At 62.6% G+C, this 3310-nt stretch carries 3 protein-coding genes; all 3 read left to right on the top strand.

Translation table 11 applies throughout. The features are described from left to right. The first annotated feature begins 215 nt into the window (after positions 1-215). Genes EN914_RS29250 through EN914_RS29240 form a run of 3 tightly spaced genes read left to right on the top strand, consistent with a single transcriptional unit; the run spans position 216 to position 3218 of the window. On the top strand, positions 216-1187 hold the full coding sequence (locus EN914_RS29250) for a beta-ribofuranosylaminobenzene 5'-phosphate synthase family protein (RefSeq protein ID WP_024504393.1): 972 nt from the start codon (positions 216-218) through the stop codon (positions 1185-1187). Positions 1188-1216: 29 nt separating this feature from the next. Beyond that, positions 1217-2110: an NAD(P)-dependent methylenetetrahydromethanopterin dehydrogenase gene (locus EN914_RS29245; protein ID WP_013532031.1), complete on the top strand. Its 894-nt coding sequence runs from the start codon at positions 1217-1219 to the stop codon at positions 2108-2110. Positions 2111-2123: 13 nt separating this feature from the next. Next, the gene (locus EN914_RS29240; RefSeq protein WP_024504392.1) at positions 2124-3218 is read left to right on the top strand and encodes an ATP-grasp domain-containing protein; all 1095 of its coding nucleotides are present in this window, start codon (positions 2124-2126) and stop codon (positions 3216-3218) included. The last annotated feature ends 92 nt before the right edge of the window (positions 3219-3310 follow it).

Below are 3310 nucleotides of genomic sequence, written 5' to 3'. Positions count from 1 at the left end.
TTCTCAAGCCGGTCGGCGATCTCGGCTTCCGAATAGACCTTTTCCTTGACTGTCTCGTTCATCTCGACCTCCGCGAATTGCTCGGTCTGTCACACGCCGGAGCCGGCAAACACGTATGCGTTCTCTTTGGCTTGCCCCATCGACGAAAACAGTTATCATGGTACCGGGCACCTAAACTTCCATGATGCATCCATGATGCACCCATCGGGGGGCAGATGTCGAATTCTGTTACCATACGAGTGCCCGCTCGCCTGCACCTTGGCTTCCTTGATCTCAATGGCGATGCCGGACGGCGGTTCGGTAGCGTCGGGCTTCCATTGAGCGAACCCGAAACCGTCGTCACCCTGTCGCGGTCCAGCGAGACCATCGTCGAAGGCTCCGAGAGCACCCGCGCCAGCGAGCATCTGTCGACGCTCTGCAAGCATCTCGGCATTCGCGGCCAGCACCATCTCGTGGTAGAGCAGTCGATCCCCAGTCATGCGGGTCTGGGCTCCGGCACGCAGATCGCCCTTGCCGTCGCCTCGGCGTTGCGCACGCTCCACAATCTGCCTCTGGACATCGCCGGCGACGCTAACCTGCTCGAGCGGGGCGGCCGATCCGGCATCGGCATCGCAAGTTTCGAAGACGGCGGCGTCATAGTCGACGCCGGCAAGAACGACCGCGGCGGAACGCCTCCGGTCGTCGCGCGGCTGCCGTTTCCGGAAGAGTGGCGCGTCCTCCTCATCCTCGACCATTCCGGGCATGGACTGCATGGAGCAGCCGAGGTTGCGGCGTTTCGCTCGCTGCCGCCATTCCCAACGGCAGGCAGTGGGGAGATCTGCCGGAGGGTGCTGATGGGCATAATGCCGGCTTTGGTCGAGCGGGACCTTCCGGCATTCGGCGCCGCCGTCACCGCGATACAGATGCTGATCGGCAGCCATTTCGCCCCGGCCCAGGGCGGCGTGTTCACCTCGAAGCGGGTCGAGATGGTGGCCCACTGTCTCAATGAAGCAGGCGCCGTCGGCATCGGCCAGAGTTCCTGGGGGCCGACAGGCTTTGCCTTCGCGCCATCGCAGGACGCCGCACTCAAGTTCGTCGACGCGGTTCGGAAGACGACAGTTGAGGGCGGCCTTGAGGTCAAGATCGTCAAGGGCAGGAACTCCGGCGCGAAGATCAGTTCAACCAGGCTGGATCTCGTCGGCAGCTGACGCTTCAGTTTCAGGCAGAAAGGCAAGAAATGGCCCGCAAACACATCCTGCACATGCTGACACCGTTGAAGCAGATGAGCCCCTTCGACGTGAACATGGCGCTCGACGCAGGTTTCGACGCCGTCGTCCCCTATGTCGATGTGGGCCTGGCCGAAGTGACAGGACTGGTCCAGGACGCGATCTTTTCACGCCCGCCGGATGCGGGTGTCGACACCGGCATCTTCATCGCCGGGAAGGATGCCTCGTTGGCGCTCGACATGTTCGACGCCGCGAAGAAGGCGATGGTGCCGCCTTTCCAGGTTTCGGTATTTGCCGATCCAGCCGGCTCGTTCACCACAGCCGCGGCGATGGTGGCCAAGGTCGAAAAGGCGCTGGAGAAGAAATTCCAGCGTGCGCTCAGGGATACGAGGGTGGCTGTTTTCGGCGCCACCGGAGTCGTCGGCTTCTGCACCGCCGTCATCGCGGCAGGGGAAGGTGCCCGGGTCACACTTGTCGGCCATGACGGCATCGAACGGGTCAAGCAGATCGCGGCCGAGATCGAAAGCAGGTTCCACCTCACCGTCGATGCGGCTGACGGATCGAGCGACGCCCGCAAGACAAAGCTGGTCGAAGCCAACGAAATTATCCTGGCTTGCGCCAAAGCTGGCGTCCAGGTGGTCTCCAAAGCCCAATTGAAAGGCAATGACCTGCTTATTGCGGCCGACGTCAATGCCGTTCCCCCGGCCGGCATCGAAGGATTGGCCGTCAATGCCAATGGTGATCCACTCGATGCGGCAAAAGCTGTCGGCATTGGTCCGCTTGCCATCGGCAATGTCAAATATAAGGTCGAATTCGGTCTCTTCAAAAGAATGATCGAATCCGAAAAGACGATCACGCTCGGTTTTCAGGAAGCGTTTTCCCTTGCACGCGAGATTGCCAAGTAACGCCGGATCTCTTTTGATCGCGGCAATTTCAGGCCGGGCGCTGGCCGCCGCCGCGCGTCGCGCCGGCTATCGTCCGCTGGTCGCCGATTTCTTTTGCGATACGGACACCGTCGCGCTCGCAGAACGCGCGACAATGCTGCCAGGCGACCTGCAAGGAGGCATCGACGGCGAGCGCATCATCGACACGCTTCGGCGATTGGCTGGCGACGACCTGCCGGCCGCCATTGTCCTGGGCTCAGGGTTTGAGCGGATGCCTGAGACCGTGGACAAAATCGCGCGACACTTTCGGCTCGCCGGCAATGGCGGCGCCGCGATCCGCAGGATCAAGGATCCGCAGTTGCTGGCCGATGATTGCGCCGAACTCGGCATCCCGCATCCGCAACTGCGATGGGACCAGCCGCCTGACCCGGAGAACTGGGTGGTCAAGACCGCGGGCGGCGCCGGCGGCGGACACGTCAGACGAGCAGCCGGAGAAAGCCCGACCGCCGGCCGCTACTTCCAGCGCTTCGTTGCCGGTCGCAGCATCTCGGCCCTGTTCGTCGGCAATGGTCAAACCGCGCACCTCGTGGGTTTCAGCCAACAATGGACGTCTCCCGCCCCCACAGCGCCCTATCGCTACGGCGGCGCCGTACGGTTGAGACGCTTCGATCGCAGACAGGCGGCGGTCATCGGCGGCTGGGTCTCAAGTCTGACGCGGCGCGCCGGCCTGGTTGGATTGTGCAGCGCCGATCTGATCCGTGGACCGGATGGCTACACGTTCATCGAGATCAATCCGAGGCCGGGCGCCACCCTCGACATTTTCGACGATGTTGACGCGCCATTGATCGAAGCGCATCTGCGCGCCGCGACGGGTCAGGTCTTCCGCTTGCCGCGCTTCGTCGATTCGATGGCGTCGATGGTGACCTACGCCGCGACGCCAATCACTCACTTTCCGTCGATTGCCTGGCCTGAATGGACAGCGGACCAACAGTCGGCTGGCACCCGTCTGATTGCCGGCGACCCTGTCTGCACGGTCTTCGCGCGCGGTCCGAGCGCCCAATCGACCAAGCGGCTCATCAAGGGACAAGCCAGCCAATTGCAACTCCAATGGGAAGGAGACCGGACATGAAAGACGGTTCGGCATTCCTGAACGACAATGCACAGCGCATCGTTGACGGCATGATCGGCGACGCCGAACGCCTGCGTATCGTCGTTTCCAGG

Source organism: Mesorhizobium sp. M7A.F.Ca.CA.001.08.2.1 (assembly GCF_003998455.1).
GTDB lineage: Bacteria > Pseudomonadota > Alphaproteobacteria > Rhizobiales > Rhizobiaceae > Mesorhizobium > Mesorhizobium ciceri.
This window is presented reverse-complemented; position numbering and strand designations above follow the sequence as displayed.

Excerpts from the sequence above, each read along its gene's own strand:
- EN914_RS29250 (WP_024504393.1), top strand. The coding sequence starts at position 216 with ATGTCGAATTCTGTTACCATACGAGTGCCCGCTCGCCTGCACCTTGGC.
- EN914_RS29245 (WP_013532031.1), top strand. The coding sequence starts at position 1,217 with ATGGCCCGCAAACACATCCTGCACATGCTGACACCGTTGAAGCAGATG.